Source organism: Pseudomonadales bacterium (assembly GCA_024234215.1).
Classification (GTDB): Bacteria; Pseudomonadota; Gammaproteobacteria; order Pseudomonadales; family UBA5862; genus JACKOQ01.
Genome location: JACKOQ010000003.1, coordinates 347,972 through 364,764, shown reverse-complemented (window position 1 = coordinate 364,764; position 16,793 = coordinate 347,972). Strand labels below are relative to the sequence as shown.

General features: G+C 62.8%; 15 protein-coding genes. 11 read left to right on the top strand and 4 right to left on the bottom strand.

Annotated features, from left to right (window positions below):
- Positions 1-129 precede the first annotated feature (129 nt).
- The 3 genes from H7A13_08405 to H7A13_08395 are packed head-to-tail and all read left to right on the top strand — an operon-like array spanning position 130 to position 2,283.
- Positions 130-915: an NUDIX hydrolase gene (locus H7A13_08405; protein MCP5333365.1), complete on the top strand. Its 786-nt coding sequence runs from the start codon at positions 130-132 to the stop codon at positions 913-915.
- 34 nt (positions 916-949) lie between these two features.
- Entirely contained in the window at positions 950-1,576 is a 627-nt protein-coding gene (locus H7A13_08400; protein ID MCP5333364.1) for a glutathione S-transferase family protein, read from the top strand.
- The gene (locus tag H7A13_08395) at positions 1,576-2,283 is read left to right on the top strand and encodes an alpha/beta hydrolase (GenBank protein MCP5333363.1); all 708 of its coding nucleotides are present in this window, start codon (positions 1,576-1,578) and stop codon (positions 2,281-2,283) included. The genes H7A13_08400 and H7A13_08395 overlap by 1 nt, the downstream gene beginning before the upstream one ends.
- Before the next feature lie 135 nt (positions 2,284-2,418).
- On the opposite strand, the gene H7A13_08390 is transcribed toward H7A13_08395, so the two are convergent.
- The gene (locus tag H7A13_08390; GenBank protein MCP5333362.1) at positions 2,419-3,528 is read right to left on the bottom strand and encodes an S-(hydroxymethyl)glutathione dehydrogenase/class III alcohol dehydrogenase; all 1,110 of its coding nucleotides are present in this window, start codon (positions 3,526-3,528) and stop codon (positions 2,419-2,421) included.
- Between the two features lie 28 nt (positions 3,529-3,556).
- The gene (locus tag H7A13_08385) at positions 3,557-3,934 is read right to left on the bottom strand and encodes a hypothetical protein (protein MCP5333361.1); all 378 of its coding nucleotides are present in this window, start codon (positions 3,932-3,934) and stop codon (positions 3,557-3,559) included.
- Positions 3,935-4,066: 132 nt separating this feature from the next.
- Between H7A13_08385 and vanZ the strand changes: the two genes are divergently transcribed.
- From vanZ to H7A13_08355, 6 genes are all read left to right on the top strand, one after another.
- Positions 4,067-4,432: a VanZ family protein gene (gene vanZ, locus H7A13_08380; GenBank protein ID MCP5333360.1), complete on the top strand. Its 366-nt coding sequence runs from the start codon at positions 4,067-4,069 to the stop codon at positions 4,430-4,432.
- A 330-nt stretch (positions 4,433-4,762) separates the two neighbouring features.
- On the top strand, positions 4,763-5,881 hold the full coding sequence (locus H7A13_08375) for a hypothetical protein (protein ID MCP5333359.1): 1,119 nt from the start codon (positions 4,763-4,765) through the stop codon (positions 5,879-5,881).
- Positions 5,882-5,911: 30 nt separating this feature from the next.
- Positions 5,912-8,245 (top strand): RND family transporter, encoded by a 2,334-nt coding sequence (locus H7A13_08370; GenBank protein MCP5333358.1) that lies wholly within the window; start codon positions 5,912-5,914, stop codon positions 8,243-8,245.
- Positions 8,246-8,358: 113 nt separating this feature from the next.
- Positions 8,359-10,428 (top strand): DUF3488 domain-containing transglutaminase family protein, encoded by a 2,070-nt coding sequence (locus H7A13_08365; protein MCP5333357.1) that lies wholly within the window; start codon positions 8,359-8,361, stop codon positions 10,426-10,428.
- A gap of 187 nt (positions 10,429-10,615) precedes the next feature.
- The gene (locus H7A13_08360; GenBank protein MCP5333356.1) at positions 10,616-11,929 is read left to right on the top strand and encodes an ammonium transporter; all 1,314 of its coding nucleotides are present in this window, start codon (positions 10,616-10,618) and stop codon (positions 11,927-11,929) included.
- A 112-nt stretch (positions 11,930-12,041) separates the two neighbouring features.
- Positions 12,042-13,304: an APC family permease gene (locus H7A13_08355; GenBank protein MCP5333355.1), complete on the top strand. Its 1,263-nt coding sequence runs from the start codon at positions 12,042-12,044 to the stop codon at positions 13,302-13,304.
- A gap of 57 nt (positions 13,305-13,361) precedes the next feature.
- On the opposite strand, the gene H7A13_08350 is transcribed toward H7A13_08355, so the two are convergent.
- Positions 13,362-13,676 carry a pyrimidine/purine nucleoside phosphorylase gene (locus H7A13_08350; GenBank protein MCP5333354.1) on the bottom strand — a complete coding sequence of 105 codons (315 nt, stop codon included), beginning with the start codon at positions 13,674-13,676 and terminating at the stop codon, positions 13,362-13,364.
- Between the two features lie 211 nt (positions 13,677-13,887).
- Between H7A13_08350 and H7A13_08345 the strand changes: the two genes are divergently transcribed.
- Both H7A13_08345 and H7A13_08340 read left to right on the top strand, forming a co-directional pair.
- Entirely contained in the window at positions 13,888-15,579 is a 1,692-nt protein-coding gene (locus H7A13_08345; GenBank protein MCP5333353.1) for an acyl--CoA ligase, read from the top strand.
- A gap of 57 nt (positions 15,580-15,636) precedes the next feature.
- Complete coding sequence (locus H7A13_08340) at positions 15,637-16,470, top strand: MBL fold metallo-hydrolase (GenBank protein ID MCP5333352.1); 834 nt, start codon at positions 15,637-15,639, stop codon at positions 16,468-16,470.
- Here H7A13_08340 and H7A13_08335 read toward each other — a convergent pair whose 3' ends face one another.
- Positions 16,471-16,767 (bottom strand): hypothetical protein, encoded by a 297-nt coding sequence (locus H7A13_08335; GenBank protein ID MCP5333351.1) that lies wholly within the window; start codon positions 16,765-16,767, stop codon positions 16,471-16,473.
- Between the last annotated feature and the right edge of the window lie 26 nt (positions 16,768-16,793).

Here is a 16,793-nt window from a genome sequence, read left to right as displayed (position 1 = left end):
AGCTGCTAGCGTGCGCCGTCAATCTAGACCATCCGAAAATAATGAAAAAGCCTGCCGCACCGTCCGGAGCGAGGCGGTGATCCGCTCGAGCGGCTGATCACGGGCGGCAGCACCACAAGGAGCGCGAAGATGAATCAGAAAACAGCCGTGAACCCGGTTGCCGCAGCCACCGTGCTGATCTGCCGCGACAGCCCGCAGGGCATCGAGGTGTTCATGGTGGTGCGTCACCACCAGATCGATTTCGCCTCCGGCGCACTGGTCTTTCCGGGTGGCAAGACCGACAAGGGCGATTACGATTCCCGGCTGCGCGCCCGCTGCACCGCGGCCGACGGACTCGATGATGAGGCGCTGGCCTACTATGTCTCGTCGATTCGCGAGGCGTTCGAGGAGTGTGGCGTGTTGCTGGCCCGGCCGCGTGGCTCGGCAGCCTTGATCGATGGCGTTCGGCTGAAGGCGCTGGAGCCGGAGCGTGGTGCACTGGTCAACGGAAAGATTGGCTTCTTCGATTTTCTCGAACGCGAAGATCTGCAACTGGCGATCGATGAATTGCACCCCTTTGCCCACTGGATCACGCCGGAGATGGTGCCCAAGCGGTTCGATACCCGCTTCTATCTGGCCAAGGCGCCGAGTGATCACGTTGCCGCCCACGATGGCAGCGAGTCGGTCGACTCGGTCTGGATCACCCCGCAGCAGGCGCTGGAGGGGGCACAGCAGGGCACCTACACGGTGATCTTTCCGACCAAGCTCAACATCATGAAGCTGGGCCTGAGCCAGACGGTCGACGAGGCCATTGCCCGCGCCGGGCGCGAACCGATCGTCACGGTACAGCCATGGATCGAACAGCGTGCCGAAGGCAACTTTCTGACCATTCCCAAGGCGGCCGGTTACCCGATCTCCGAAGAGAAGGTCGGCTGAACGACTGAATCGAACATCACAGCAGAGCAGTGGCATGAAACTCTACAACAGCGATCTCTCCCCCTTCGCCGCGCGCTGCCGAATGCAGCTGCGTGCCAAGCACCTGCCGGTCGAGCTGGCTGCGCCGCCGGCGGATCGCAGTGCCGTCAATCCGGTGGGCAAGATTCCGGCGCTGCATGTCGATGGGCGCATCATTCCCGAGTCCGAGGTGATCTGCGAATACCTCGAAGACCGTTTTCCTGAACCGCCGTTGCGGCCGGCCAGTCTGGAGGATCGGGCGCTGGTGCGCACGCTGTCGCGCATTGCCGACCTCTATGTACTGGCGCCACTGTTCGAGATCTTCGGCCAGATCAATCCGGCCACCCGCGACACGGCGCTGGTGACGAAAAAGCTGGCTGAGCTGCTGAAGGGGCTCGATCAGCTCGAACAGTTCATCGCGGGTGAACGCTATGCGGTCGACGACCGGCTGACGCTGGCCGACTGCACGCTGGCGCCGGCGCTCTTCTTCGTGGTGGCGCTCGCACCGCGGTTTGGCGAAGCCGACATTCTGGCCGCGCGGCCCAGACTCAAAAGTTACTGGCAGAACATCGGCCAGGACCCCATCGCCGCCGGCGTGCTGGCCGAGATGGGGCGGGCGATGCAGCAGCGCATGGGCAAGTAGTGGCCAATCTGCTGCTGGTGCATGGCGCCTGGCATGGCGGCTGGTGCTGGCGCGATCTGCAGCCGCTGCTGGAGGCCGAGGGCCATCGGGTCTGGGCGCCCGATCTGCCGGGCCATGGCGACGATCTGCGGCCGCTGGAGCAGCTGTCGCTGGAGTGCTATGTCGAGTCGATCTGCGACTTGATCGACACCATCGACCTGCCAGTGGTCCTGATCGGTCACAGCATGGGCGGCATCGTCATCAGTCAGGCGGCGCAGCAGCGGTCGGAGCGGATCGAGCGGCTGGTCTATCTGGCGGCGCTGCTGCCGCGCAGCGGCCAGAGCCTGGTCGACAATGTGCTGGAGCGCCGCGAAGTCGAACTGGCGCAGCCGGCGGATGGCGGGTTGAGTCTGCGCCTTTCGGAGCAAAGTCTCACCGAGCTGTTCTACCACGACTGCCTGCAACAGCTGCCCTGGGCCAGGGAACGGCTGGTGCCACAGCCGCTGGCGCCCTTCGTGACACCGGTCGTGCTCAGCGATGACCGCTTTGGCCGGCTGCCGCGCAGCTACATCCACTGCCGGGCCGATCGGGTCGTGGAGTTCGGCAACCAGCGGCGGATGGTGCGCGCCACCCCCTGTGATTCGACCTTCGTGCTCGAATGCGGCCACATGGCGATGTTGGCCGATCCGCGCGGCGTGGCGGACTGTCTGCGGCAGATCCTGGCGTAGCCGGGTGTCTGCTGCGGCACTGCGCTCAGTCGGGCTCTGCCGGGGGGGCGTTGACGTCAGTGCGGCAGCAGCCGTCTTCTCACGCTGTCCAATGCCCGCAGCAGGCGGTGGTGCGGGCAGACATTTTCGAACGACTCAGAAGTAGACCACCGAGCGGATGCTCTGGCCCTGTCCCATCAATTCGAACGCCCGGTTGATGTCGGACAGCGGCAGCGTATGGGTGATGAAGCGGTCCACCTCCAGCTTGCCGTCGAGGTACATCTGCACGTAGTCCGGCAACTGGCTGCGTCCCTTGACGCCGCCGAACGCGCTCCCCTGCCAGCGACGGCCGGTGACCAGTTGAAAGGGGCGGGTGCGAATCTCCTCGCCGCCCCCGGCGACACCGATGATGGTGGAGACACCCCAGCCACGGTGACAGCACTCCAGCGCGACACGCATCAGATCGACATTGCCGACACACTCGAACGAGTAATCGACGCCGCCGTCGGTCAGGTCGATGATCACCTGCTGCAACGGCAGGCCATGCTCGGCGGGATTGACGCAGTCGGTGGCACCCAGCTGGCGGGCAAAGTCGAACTTGGTCGGATTGATGTCGATGGCGATGATCCGTCCGGCATTGGCCATGCGCGCGCCCTGGATCACGCTGAGTCCGACGGCGCCGAGGCCGAAGACCGCCACGGTCGCGCCGGCCTCGACCCGGGCGGTGTGGCGCACGGCGCCGACACCGGTGGTGATGCCGCAGCCGAGCAGGCAGACCTTGTCCAGTGGCGCCTGCTTCGGCACCCTGGCCAGCGCGATCTCCGGCAGCACGCCATATTCCGAGAAGGTCGAGGTGCCCATGTAGTGGTGGACCATCCTGCCTTCGAACGACAGCCGGCTGCTGCCATCGGGCATCACCCCCTTGCCCTGGCTGGCACGGATGGCGACACAGAGGTTCGACTTGCCGGAGCGGCAGAACTTGCACTCGCCGCACTCGGGGGTGTAGAGCGGGATGACATGGTCGCCCACTGCCACGTTGCGGACGCCGCTGCCGACGGCCTCGACGATGGCGCCGCCCTCATGGCCGAGAATGACCGGAAACAGCCCTTCGGGATCACGGCCCGACAGGGTGTAGGCATCGGTGTGGCAGACGCCGGTGGCGATGTTGCGAATCAGCACCTCGCCGGCGCGCGGTTCGGCCACGTCGATTTCGACCAGTTCGAGCGGGCGTCCCGGGGCAAGCGCGATGGCGGCACGGCTCTTCATTGTGGGTATCCTCCTTCGTCACTGATGATCAACGCAGAATCTTGCCGCCCCGACCACCGCCGAGCGGACCGCCCCCCAGCGGGCCACCGCTGGGGCCGCCACCGCCGGGGATGATCAGCGACGAGGCCGATTCGCGGCGCATCTCTTCAAGATCGCGCAGGGTCTTCTCCAGCGCCTGCTGGGCGCTGCTGCCGAACCGGGCGACGGCTTCATCGAGCGAACTGGCCTCGATGTTAAAATCGAGCGGCAGCGGGCCGACCTGGGTCATCAGTTGCGTCTGCCCCTGAAACAGTACCGGACGGCTGCCGTCGGGCTGGCCGGCCGCAGTGACCGGCGTCAGACGGCGCAGCGTGCCGACCCGCTGGTCGGTGAAGGTCTCTTCGAGATAGAGCGTGTTGGCATCCATGCCGAGATCGGGCATGCCGGAAGTGCGTGACATAGAAGGCCTCGTGGCGAATGAAGTGACAGAAATCGAAGCGGCGCTAGCCTAGCAGAAATCGACCCGAGTGATCGACTCGAACCAAGAGCGGAGTGCGCAATGTCAACTGTTGAAAGCTTCAGGCGCCGACTGGAGCCGCTGCTGCGGATCGCCTTTGGGTTGCTGTTTCTGCTGGTTGGCTGGCTGGCGCTGACTCCGCAACCGGCAACGCTCTCCTCCGGCAACGACAAGAGCGACCACCTGCTGGCTTTTCTGGCGCTGACCCTGCTGTTGCGTCATGGCTGGTCAAGGCGTCTTGCTGGGCAGGGCGTTCTGGCCGTGATGCTTGGCTATGGCGCTGCCATCGAGCTGCTGCAACTGCGGGTGCCGGGACGGGACGGCTCGCTGCTGGACCTGGGGGCTGATCTGATCGGTATCCTGCTGGCTTTGGGCATCAGCCGCGGTGGATGGGTGTCGCTTCGCTGAAGCATGTCTGGCAGTTGTCCGGTGGGCCGGGTGACTGAATGCAGGTTTCGTTACCCAATGAAACAGTGCGCAGGCGGAGTCGCCGCTTTCGTGCTGGAAACCGGGGTAGAAACGAAACCCTCTGTCGCGGGAATGGCAGAGGGTTAGATTCCATCCGCAAGCCCGGTTAACATGGCGCGCTGAAATAATAACGACAGCATCTTCTAGGGGGAGTTCATGCTATCTGCCAAAAACGATCGAATGGGTTGTGCTCGCAACCCATCGGGGCGATGGATTAGCCAAAGATTCTCAGGGCTGAGCAGGCGTCCACAATCGCTTCGGCGCCTTGGCATGTCGCTTTGCGCGCTGGCCATGGGGTTTGCGCTGCACGCCCATGCGGTCGTCGACCCCATCGAGGCACCGGCGGTGCCGATGCCCAAGGCAGCACATACCCTGCTGCTCGGCGTGGCCAAGGCCGGCACCCGTCTGGTGGCAGTGGGTCAGTATGGCATCGTGGTCTATTCCGATGACCAAGGCAAAAACTGGCAGCAGGCCAAGGTGCCGGTGCAGCTCACCCTGACCGACCTGTTCTTTGTCGATGACAAAACCGGCTGGGCTGTCGGTGACGCAGCGGTGATCCTGAAAACCGTCGATGGCGGTGCCACCTGGGAGAAGCAGCACGATGGCCTGATGCCAAACAGCGTGGCCAGCCAGCTGGTTGCCGAAGGGCAGAAGAAGATCGACGAGGCGCAGGCCGCACTCGACCAGGCCGACCCCAATGACGAAGCGGCCCGTGCCGAACTGGATGAGCGGTTGTTCCAGGCCGAGGACCGCATCCAGGCGCTGAAAAAGGCCAGCAACTCACCGCTGCTCAATGTCTGGTTCCGTGACCAGAGCGAGGGTTTCGCGGTCGGCTCCTATGCGCAGTTCTACCACACCGCCGATGGCGGCAAGACGTGGGAGAGCTGGGCGCACAAGCTGCAGAATGCCGAAAACCACAACTACGACATCTGGGGCGATGGCTCAGGCCTCATGCTGATCGTTGGCGAGACCGGCAACATCTTCCGCTCCACCGACCATGGCGCCACTTGGCAGACCATTCCCAAGGTGAGCCCGCGCAGCCTCTACTCCATCGTGCCCGATGTCGCGCGCAAGCGGCTCTACATCACTGGCATGGTCGGCCAGGTGGCCTACAGCGATGATCAGGGCGGCAGCTGGACGGCGATGCCGACCCACACCGAGTTTTCGGTACAGAATGGCCTGATCGGGGCTGATGGTAAACCGGTTTTCATCGGCAACAACGGTCTGTTCATCACCGAGAAGAGCGATGGCAGTGGTCTTGGCGTCTACCTGCGTGATGACCGGGTGCACATGGCCAACATCATCGATGCCGGGGACGGCAATTTCTTGACGGTTGGTTTTGCCGGCGTCAAGCGCATCTCCCCCAAAGGGCTCGACCTCCCACACTGATTGATCTGAGGCATAAAGCGGGATTCCAACATGAAAGTCTCAAATAAAAACATTGATCACGTTCCATTTCTGGAGCGGCTGGTCTTCGAGAACCGCATTGCGATTCTGGTGCTGGTGCTGCTGATCACCGGCTTTCTGGGTTACCAGATGTCTCAGGTTCGCCCCGATGTGCAGTTCGAGAAGCTGATTCCGCTGCAGCATCCCTACATCCAGAACTCGATGAAGTACATGCCGACCGGCGGCAACGCAGGGAACGCGGTGCAGATCGCGGTCGAAGTGGTCGATGGTGACATCTTCACCAAGGAGTATCTGGAGACCTTGCGACAGATCGCCGATGACGTCTTCTACACACCGGGCGTCGACAAGGGCAACATGATCTCCATGTGGTCGGCCGGCCTGCGCTGGGAGGCGGCCACGCCAGTCGGCTGGAAGGGGGATGCCATCATCGGCAGCGGCTACGATGGCACGCCCGAGGCGATCGAGAAGGTGCGTTTGAATGTCCTGCGGTCACGCCACATCGGCACCTACATCGCCAACAACTTCAAGGCGACCATCATCAAGGTACCGCTGGTCGGGGTCGACCGCAGCAAGGGTGAACGGTTCGACTATCTGGCGTTTTCCAAGAAGCTTGAGCAGGACATCCGTTCCAAGTATCAGACCGATCAGATCAAGATCCATATCGTTGGCTTTCCGAAGTGGATCGCCGACCTGATCTCGGGCTTCCAGCTCATTGGGCTGTTTTTCGTGATCTCGATCGGGATCGCCTTCGTCCTGCTCTATATCTATTCACACTGCTGGAAGAGCTCGGTCGTACCGCTGCTCTGTTCGATCATCGCCGTGGTCTGGCAGCTCGGTCTGGTCAAGCTGCTGGGGTATGGCCTCGACCCCTATTCGGTGCTGGTTCCGTTCCTGATCTTCGCGATCGGCGTCAGCCATGGCGTGCAGATCATCTCGGGGATATCGAGCGAGGCCGGGCAGGGCGAGGACAAGCTGATGGCCGCCCGTCGCGCCTTCCGTGTGTTGCACATCCCCGGTGCGGTGGCGATTCTGTGTGACGTGGTGGGCTTCTCCACCCTCTACATGATTCCGATCAAGGTGATCCAGGAGCTGGCCGTCACCGCCAGCCTCGGGGTGTTCGTGATCCTGTTCACCAACCTGGTGCTGCTGCCGTTGCTGATGTCCTACATCGGTGTCACCAAGGCCAGCATCAAACATGCTCAGTCCCAGTTGAACAAGGACACGCCGGTATGGAATGCGATGTCGCGCTTTGCCAGCGGCAGGATTGCACCTGTGACCCTGCTGATCTCCGCGGTATTGCTGGGTGGCGCATTCTATTTCCGCGCTGACCTCAAGATCGGTGACCTGGATGCCGGGCAGCCGATGCTGCGACCCGATTCGGTCTACAACAAGGACAATGCCTACGTCAACGCGAACTTCTCCACCAGCTCCGATGTGATGGTGGTGTTTTTGAAGACCGCACCGGACAAATGTACCGAGTACTCCTCGGCGGTGCTGATCGATCAGCTGACCTGGGCACTGGAGAATGACCCAGGCGTACAGTCGGTCTTCTCGCTGGTGACCAAGGCGAAGTACTACAGCTTCAACACCACCGAGGCCAACCCGAAATGGTCGATTCTGGCGCGTGATCAGAACCTGCTGACCACGCAGATCGGCATCACCGGCATGAACATGGATTGCAGCGTCGCCTATGTTCAGGTGTCGCTCTATGACCACAAGGCCGAGACGTTGCAGCGGGTTGCCGAGCTGGTCGAGAAGTTCGCGGCCGAAAACAACAGCGAGGAGAAGCAGCTGCTGCTGGCCGGTGGCAATGCCGGCATCGATGCCGCCACCAACCAGGAGATCAAATATTCACAGAACCGCATGTTGCTGCTGGTCTATGCAGCGGTGACCGTGCTCTGTCTGATCACCTTCCGTTCGATCCTGGCGACCATCTGCATCATCACGCCGCTGATCATCACCTCCATTCTCTGTGAGGCGCTGATGGCGATCATGGGCATCGGCTTCAAGGTGGCGACGCTGCCGGTGGTGGCGCTGGGGGTCGGCATTGGCGTCGACTACGGAATCTACATCTTCGCCAAGCTGGAATCCTTTCTCAGTGAAGGGTATGACCTGGTCGAGGCCTACCTGCACACTCTGAGAACCACCGGCAAGGCGGTGTTCTTCACCGGCTTCACGCTGGCGCTCGGGGTCGGCACCTGGGTCTTCTCGCCCATCAAGTTCCAGGCCGACATGGGCATCCTGCTGGTCTTCATGTTCCTGTGGAACATGGTCGGGGCGGTCTGGATGCTTCCCGCCATCGCGCACTACCTGATCAAGCCAGCAAAATATGCAGCGAAACAGTGAGTTTCGTTCGACAACCGGCTTGTGTCCGGCCATTGCTGACGTAATGGCCGATTGAGTAAAAAACCCCGGCCTGTGCCGGGGTTTTTCATTCCTCGGGTCATGCCGAGCAGGGAGTGGCTGAATCTTCGTCGTGGCGGTGGCCGCTTTCGCCACCGCTGACGCTTTTGCGCTTCAATGTCTCCAAGCTGGTGCAACAAAAGGATGGTGCATTGATCCCGGTCGAGCGGAATGCCGCCGCAGCGCTGTCGCCCACGTCATTTTGCTGGCTGTTGACGCTCTCGTTGGCGCTGCTGTTGCCGCAACTGGCGCAGATGCCACCGCTGTTGCTGGCGGTCTGCGCGGCCGCGTTGACGATCCGGTCGCTCTGGTGGCGTCGTCGACCTGATGCGGTCCCGCTCTGGCTGCGGCTGCCGCTGCTGCTGTCGGGATTGGCCGCCATCTATGCCACCTATGCCGGTGTGGTGGGGGTGGAGCCGGCGGTGGCGCTGTTGCTGCTGTCGTTTGCCGGCAAGTGGCTGGAGCTGAACAGTCGGCGTGATGGGCAGGTGCTGATCCTGCTCGGCTGCTTTGTCATGCTGGCACAGTTTCTGTTCGACCAAAGCCTGTTGATGGCGGGCTACGCGCTGTTCGAGCTGCTGCTGATCGTCACCAGTTGGCTGGTGCTGTTGCATGGGCAGCAACCGATGCGGGCGCTCGGTTGGGCCGCGCGGCTGCTGGGGCAGAGTCTGCCGTTGATGGTGGCGCTTTTTCTGCTTTTTCCGCGCATCGGGCCGCTCTGGTCGATTCCGCTCTCCAGTTCGACTGCCCGCAGCGGCTTTGCCGAAGAGATCGGCCCGGGTGACATCAGCCGGTTGCGGCTGACGGATGAACTGGTGCTGCGGGCCCGTTTCGAAGGGGAAATTCCGCCTGCCGCCGAGCTGTTCTGGCGCGGTCTGGTGCTGGCCCACTTCGATGGACGCAACTGGCGACAGGAGAGCCTTCAGTCTGCCGACGCACCGATGGCCTCTTCCGGACAAGGAGTGCCCTATGAGCTGGTGATGGAGCCGACCGGCAAGCGCTGGATCTTTGCGCTCGATCACTCATCGAGCGGTGATTCGACCATCAGAAAGCTCACGGACGGTCGGTTGCAAAGCAGCACGCCGATCAGTGAGCGCCGCCGCTTTGCGTTGCGACGCCAGACAGACACCGCGCCGGCAACGCTTTCGGTGCAGCAGCGCCAGCGTTATCTGCAACTGCCCGCGCGCGGCAATCCGCGCAGCCGGAAGCTGGCTGAGCAGTGGCGCGCGCAGAACCCAGCCGCCGAAGCGGTAGTCAGGCAGGTGCTCGACCATTTTCATGACCAGCCTTTCCATTACACGCTTGAAGCGCCGCTATTGGGTGATCAGCCGATCGATCAATTCCTGTTTGAAACCCGCAGCGGCTACTGCGAGCACTACGCCAGTGCGCTGACCTTTCTGCTGCGCGCCGCTGGACTGCCCGCTCGCATCGTGGCCGGCTACCATGGTGGTGAGTTGAATCCGATCGATCGCTATCTGATCGTGCGCCAGAGTGATGCCCATGCCTGGGTCGAGGTCTGGAGTGATCTCGCCATGACGTGGCTCCGGGTCGATCCGACAGCGGCCATTGCGCCGGAACGGGTCAGCCAGAGCGCGGTGCGTGCCGCCCTGGCAGGCGAGCCGCTGACCGCTGCTGTGCCGGAAGCTGGCTGGCGGCCTGCCGCCTGGCTGCACTGGCTCCAGCTTTTCCGTGATGCCGCCGAGTACCGTTGGCATCGAACGGTATTGAGCTACGACCTGTCCCGTCAACAGCAGTGGCTGGGACAGTGGTTCGAAGGGGTGGATGGCGTGACATTGGCGCGTGCCGCGCTGCTGGTGCTGCTGCTGGCCATGCTGTTGCCGCTGTTCTGGCTGTTGCCGGGCCGGAACGGGCCGCACCTCGATCCTGCCGATCGCAGTTATCAACGTTTCTGTCGCCGCCTGACCAGTGCCGGGCTGGCGCGCCGGCCCGGCGAGCCGCCGGCCGACTATGCCCGCCGTCTTGTGCTGATGCGTCCCGATCTTGCCGCTGAGGTCAACCGCATCAGCCGGGCCTACATGGTCCTGCGTTATGGTCAGCCGACTGCGCGACGGGCCGCACGGCTTGATCGGGTGCTGCGGGGGGCTGTGCGTCGATTCAGGGTTTGACGCGCCAGCCCAGGGGTGTGTTGCCGAGGTTTCGCACAGAAATGGCGCAATGCTTGCTTTAACCGCGCGCAGATCCGGTTTTGCCTCAAAAATGCATTTCTATGGTGCCAATCCGGATTTGTTCCCGTTATGACCAATAAAAAAGCACCGTTTTTGTGCGTTTTTACGTACTTGAGGATCCGATCCCATGTCAGCAGCCACTGCCAGACCCCCCGTCTTTTTGACCGTACTGTTGTCATTGATGTTCTGCACGCCGTTGGCGCATGCCAGTGAACTGAATCAGGGCAACAGCGGCTGGATGCTGACAGCCACCGCGCTGGTGCTGTTCATGACCATTCCGGGGCTGGCACTCTTCTATGGCGGTCTGGTGCGCTCGAAGAATGTGCTGTCGGTGCTGATGCAGTGCTTTGCCATCACCTGTGGGGCCTCGCTGCTCTGGCTCGTATGTGGCTACAGCCTCGCCTTCACCGATGGTGGTGCCCTCAATGACTGGATCGGTGGTTCGGCTCAGTTTCTGCTGGCCAGTCTGAGCGAAGCAGCGCTGTCGGGCTCGATTCCCGAGAGCGTGTTCGTGATGTTCCAGATGACCTTCGCCATCATCACCCCGGCCTTGGTGGTGGGTGGATTTGCCGAACGGGTGAAGTTTTCGGCGATGCTGCTGTTCAGCATGCTCTGGCTGCTGCTGGTCTATGTGCCGGTGGCCCACTGGGTCTGGGGCGGTGGCTGGCTGGCGAAGCTGGGATTGCTCGATTTCGCCGGTGGCACCGTGGTGCACATCACTGCTGGAGTGGCCGCGCTGATCACCGCGCTGGTGGTCGGCAACCGCCGCGGTTTTGGAACCCAGGCCATGCCGCCACACAACATGACGATGACGGTGACCGGTGCCGGAATGCTCTGGGTGGGCTGGTTCGGCTTCAATGCCGGATCGGCGCTGGCGGCCGATGGCAACGCCGGCATGGCGATGCTGGCGACCCACATCTCCGCCGCGACCGGGGCCCTCGCCTGGATGCTGATGGAGTGGGTGAAGCATGGCAAACCCTCGATGCTGGGCCTGGTGACCGGAATGGTGGCTGGCCTGGGCACGGTGACGCCGGCGTCCGGTTACATCGGACCGGGTGGTGCGCTGCTGATCGGTTTCGTAGCCGGCATCGTCTGTTACTACATGACCCAGCTGCTCAAGCAGAAGCTGAAGATCGATGATTCGCTCGACGTTTTTCCGGTGCATGGCGTTGGTGGTATTCTCGGCACGCTGCTGGCGGGCCTGTTCGCTTCCGATCAGTTGGGTCTGTTCAGCGGTCAGGGCTATGCCGAGGGCAGAACGATGGCCAGTCAACTGGCCATCCAGTTCATTGGCGTGGTGACGACCCTCGGTTACACCGCGCTGACCACCTATCTGCTGCTGAAGCTGATCGATTGGCTGGTCGGAATGCGGGTCGAGAGTGATGAAGAGACCATGGGGCTCGACCTCGCCCTGCATGACGAGCGAGGCTACGACCTCTGAAGCGGTGAACTGATGGCCAACAGGGGGCAGTGTGAAGGAAGCTGAAAATTCGCCTGCCGCCATCAGACCCACGCTGGGTGTGGTGGCCCTGACGGTCTATGGCATTGGCAACATGCTGGGGGCCGGCATCTACGGCCTGGTGGGTAAGGCGGCCGCAGAACTGGGCAACCTGGTCTGGCTCGGCTTCGTCACCAGCATGGTGGCGGCCGGTCTGACCGGACTCTCCTACGCCTCACTGGGGTCGCGCTACCCGCGGGCCGGCGGGGCGGCCTATGTGACCCAGCGGGCATTTGGACTGCCCGCCATCAGCTATGTCGTCGGTCTGGCGGTGATGATGTCCGGCATCACCTCGATGGCGGCGGCCAGCCAGGTCTTTGCCGGTTATACCCATGAGATCTTCACCGCCATCCCGATCAAGGCGGTGGTGCTGCTGTTCCTGCTGGCGCTGACGGTGATCAACTATGTCGGCATGCGCGAGTCGGCGTGGGTCAATGCGCTCTGCACGGTGGTCGAGGCCGGCGGGCTGCTGCTGGTGATTGTGGTCGGTTTTCGCTACTGGGGCAGTGTCGATTACCTCGATGCCACGTCGCTCAAGAATCCTGGCGGCGACTTTTCGGTACCCATGGTGCTCTCCTGCGCGGTGCTGACCTTTTATGCCTTCATCGGTTTCGAGGATCTGCTGAACATCTCGGAGGAGGTGCGCGAACCGCGCCGCATCTTTCACATTGCCCTGCTCTGTGCATTGGGCATTGCGACCCTGATCTACATTGCCGTTTCGATCACGGCGGTTTCGGTGGTGCCCCATGCGCAGCTTGCGGTCGAAACCGGCCCGCTGGTGGCGGTGGTGCGGGTGGCGGCGCCATGGGTGCCGCCGCTGCTGTTCACCGTGGTGGCGATGTTTGCGGTGACCAACACCGCGCTGCTGAACTCCATCATGGGGTCAAGGTTGGCCTATGGCATGGCGCATCAGGGGTTGCTGCCGAAGCTGCTGGGGCGGCTGCATGTCCGGCGACAGACGCCGCATGTGGCGATTCTGCTGCTGATGGCGATCGTGCTCGGCCTGGCCCTGGTTGGGGACATCCGCACGCTGGCCAGTGCCACCAGCCTGTTGTTGCTCGGCTCGTTCACCTTGGTGAACCTGTCGCTGCTGCGGCTGCAGCGCCGTGCCGATGAACCCAAGGGCGGCTTCGAGGTGCCGCAGTGGGTGCCGGCCGCGGGTGCCGGCATCTCCCTGCTCTTCATCATCAACCGGGTGATCGAAGGGGTGCGTGCGAGTGATCTGACGCCGGTCTACATCGCCGGCGGCATCATCGTGGCCATCATCGTTCTCTATCTGCTGGTGCGGCCACAGGCAGTGGCCGACATCGACGGGTAGGGCAGCGCAGCTCTGGCCGCCCGTCAGGGTGCCTGCCGCTGCTGCCCGGCGGGCCGATCACTTGATGAATGAGCAGCAGTAGTCGGTCGGTTCGCTCACCCTGACCGTGAAGCTCGAAGCGCCCGGCACCTCGAAGGATTGACCGGCAGTGATCGGCCGCCACTCGCTGCTGCCGGACAGCTGCAGGTCGAGCTTGCCCGACATGATCTCCATCAGCTCCCGGTCGCCGGTGTTGAAGCGATACTCTCCGGGCAGCATGAAGCCCAGGGTTTTCATCGATCCATCGGAAAAATGAATGCTGCGGCTGGTCACCTTGCCGTCAAAATAGACATTGGCCTGCTTGACGACGGACACGTTCTCGAATTTCGACATGGCTGTTCCTGAAGAGGTTGATCAAAGCCGGCGATTATAGCCGTGACCGGGCAGCCAATGGTGAGCGCGGTGCGGCAGAAGAGGTCGAACCAGGCGGCTGAACTGTTGTAGAATCGACCGGCTTTGCATGCCGCCAATCCATGAACCGACCTGGCGACGCACTGATTTCAGGTCATCTCGATCACTCACTCCACAGCACAGGTAGTTATCCATGCCCTTGTCGATAGAAGAAGCCAATCAGCGCCTGATCGCCGCTTCCGGTGGCATGTTCGACATCGAAGAGATCAACATCGATGGCGTCATGACCAAGGTCTGGAAGTCCGCCCCCCCCACGCTTCGGCATGTCTTTCTGAACACCAAGAACTATTTCGGCCGCGACTATTTTCTGTACGAAAACGAGCGGATGAGCTATGAGCAGCACTACCAGCGGGTGGTGGCGCTGGCGTGGCAGTTGCGCAGCCGTTTCGGCATCGAAAAGGGCGATCGGGTGGCGCTGTCGATGCGCAACTATCCCGAGTGGCCGGTGGTGTTCTGGGCGACGGTGACGCTCGGTGCGGTGATCGTGCCGCTGAATGCCTGGTGGAAGGGCAACGAACTGGAGTATGGTCTGGCCGATTCCGGTTCCAAGGTGCTGTTTGCCGATGGTGAGCGCATCGAGCTTTTGAAAGAGCACTTCACCAAACTGCCCGAGCTCAAGCATGTGATTGCGGCACGCACGACCGCGCCCCTGCCAGCCGGCATGTTGCGCTACGAGGAGCTGTTCGCCACCGCCGCCCCGGCCAACGAACTGCCCGAGGCCGACATTCACCCCGATGACAACGCCACCATCTTCTACACCTCCGGCACCACCGGCAACCCGAAAGGGGCGCTGGGCAGCCACCGCAACATGTGCAGCAACCTGATCAGCGGCGCTTTCGTGCGGATGCGCACCGAAATTCGCTATGGCCGCGTGCCGGCACCACCACCCGGACCATCGGGTCATCTGCTGTCGGTGCCGCTGTTCCACGCCACCGGCTGTCACGGCATCCTCTGCGGCAACACCTTTGCCGGCAACATGATCGTCACCATGTACAAATGGAACCCTGAAGAGGCGATCAGACTGATCGAGCGCGAGAAGCTGGCCTCCTTCGGCGGGGTCCCCTCGATGGTGTGGCAGGTGATCGAGTCGCCCGAGTTCGCCAAACATGACCTGTCGAGCGTGCAGAGCATCGGTTACGGCGGCGCGCCCTCGGCACCCGAGCTGGTCAAGCGCATTGGCGAGAGCTTTCCGCAGGTCAAGCCGAGCAATGGCTATGGACTGACCGAGACTTCGGCGCTCACCACTTCGAACTCGGCCGAAGACTACCTCGAAAAACCGACCAGTGCCGGCTGTCCGGCGCCGGTTTCCGAGGTCAGGATCGCCGGCGACGATGGCCAGGAGGTGCCGCGCGGCACCATCGGCGAGGTGTGGATCAAGGGGCCGCAGGTGGTCAAGGGCTACTGGCGCAAGCCGGAGGCCACCGCCCAGAGCTTCACCGATGGCTGGCTGCATACCGGTGACCTCGGCTACATGGATGGCGATGGCTTTCTCTACATCGCCGACCGCGCCAAGGACATGCTGATCCGTGGCGGTGAAAACGTCTACTGTGTCGAGGTCGAGAGCGCGCTCTACAGCCATCCGGATGTCATGGATGCGGCCGTGGTCGGCATTCCGCACCGGGTACTGGGTGAGGAGGTCGGCGCGCTGGTGCAGATCCGGCCTGGCGGCAATCCGACCGAAGAGGAGCTGAAAAAGCATGTCGCCAGCCAGCTCGCCGGTTTCAAGGTGCCGGTGCGGATCGACATGCAGCGTGATCCGTTGCCACGCAATGCCAATGGCAAGATCATGAAGCCCGAAGTCAAGAAGCTGATGGGGCTGGCCTGATCCGGCAAGAGCGCCCCGCCTCTTCTGGCCCTGTCGACCCAGAAAAAGGAGTCTTGTATGAGTGACTTCACTCCAGGAGAGGCCGTTGCCGTCGCCCCCAATGTGCTGCGGCTGACCGCGCCCAATCCGGGCGTCATGACCGGTCCCGGCACCAACAGCTATCTGGTCGGCACCAAGGCGGTGGCGGTGATCGACCCCGGTCCTGCCGATGCCGGCCATGTCGCTGCGCTGCTGGCGGCGGCACCGGGGCCGATCCGCTGGATTCTGGTGACCCACACTCACCTCGACCACTCGCCGGCGGCGGCGCTGCTGCGTGAGAAGAGTGGCGCCCAGTTGGTCGGAATGCCTGCCCCGGAGCATGGGGCACAGGACAAAAAGTTCAAACCGGGTCGCATCATGATCCAGGATGAGCGGCTGGTCGGAGATGACTTCGTGCTGACCGCCATCCACACTCCCGGTCATGCATCGAACCACCTCTGCTATCTGCTGGAGGAGGAGGGCCTGCTGTTCACCGGCGACCACATCATGAGTGGTTCAACGGTGGTGATCGCCCCGCCCGATGGTGACATGGCCAGCTATCTGGCCTCGCTGGCACTGCTGAAGCGCTATCCGCTCAAGCGGTTGGCGCCGGCGCATGGCGGCATTCTGGAGCAGCCCGCAGCGGTGATCGACTGGCTGATTGCCCACCGGCTGGGGCGCGAGGCCAAGGTGGTCGAAGCATTGGCGGCGGCGCCCGACTCCACCCTCGATGAGCTGCTGCCGGTGGTCTATCAGGATGTGCAGGCCCTGCTGTTCCCGGTGGCAAAGCACTCCCTGACGGCGCATCTGCTCAAACTGAAGGATGAAGGGCGTGCCCGTCGCAGTGACAACGGCCGCTGGCGCAACTGCTGATCAGGCGATGCAGCCGAGGCCTGCCATGCACGAATAGGCGATGGCGAGGCCCAGCGTGATCAGATAGCCGGCCGCCAGTTGCAGCCCCACCAGCACGATGCGCAGCGGCAGCGGCTGGCCAGCCAGCCCCCGATACCAGGCGATGGTTGCGGCTGCGGCAATCAAGGCCAATCCCAGCTTCATGGTGTCGTCGCCCAGGCCGGTGAAATGGCCGTTGCTGCGCAGCCAATGGTCGATGCCGAGCAGGGCGATACAGCCCAGCAGCGCCCCGATCCAACCACCCACCAGATGCTTCATCACTCATGCTCTCCTGACCGCTGCGG